At 46.5% G+C, this 706-nt stretch carries 1 protein-coding gene; it reads right to left on the bottom strand.

Annotation, left to right across the window (positions count from 1 at the left end; all coding sequences use genetic code 11):
* On the bottom strand, positions 1-592 hold a 592-nt coding region (locus A3763_RS22250; RefSeq protein WP_156495259.1), incomplete at its 3' end, for a M48 family metalloprotease.
* Positions 593-706: the final 114 nt, after the last annotated feature.

Here is a 706-nt window from a genome sequence, read left to right as displayed (position 1 = left end):
CATTAAGAACATGGCTAAATTCGTGAGCAATAACTCCCTGCAGCTGATCTCGGTTAAAAGTATCCAAACAACCTTGTGTGACGCCAATAACGGCATCCTCAACCGACAAACCGGCGGCAAAGGCATTAATACCTGGTTCTTTTTCAAGCAAATAAACTTGTGGCACTGGGATACCCGCGGCCAAAGCAATCTCCTCGACAACATTTAGTAAGCGCTTTTCCTGAGCCTGGCTTGAGTTTGTCAGAACAGGTCGACCGCCCAAAGCTTCAGCGACAACCCTTCCTCCGTCTCGCAAAGAGAGCCATTTGAACAGCATAGCCATCGCCAAGACGCCTACGACGAGAAGCGTCGTCCAGGTAAATTTTTTCCAACCTAGTGCGGTGATCAGGTTTTCGCACCACTGAAAAATGTTCCCGCCTGCATCAGCAATCGGATTCACTCCATCCAGTGCATACTCTGGGTTACTGTATAAAACGAAAAACGCGACACAGAGGTTTGTAAGCAAAACCAATAAGACGACAGCAATGGTAAACAATGCCAACAACCATAAGGTTTGTTTCCTGGCATCATCTTGCGCTTTATAGAAGTTCATTGTCTAGAATGAAACTTTGGGAGCCGATTGAATTTGTGCCGAGTCTTCAAACTCTAGAAGCGTCGCGTCTTCTCTGTGACTAAAGCTGGTAGCAAAAAGGTTTTGAGGGAAGCT

The organism is Oleiphilus sp. HI0128 (genome assembly GCF_001635365.1).
The sequence above is the reverse complement of the archived record's forward strand: the minus strand, read 5'-3'. Positions and strand labels throughout refer to the sequence as shown.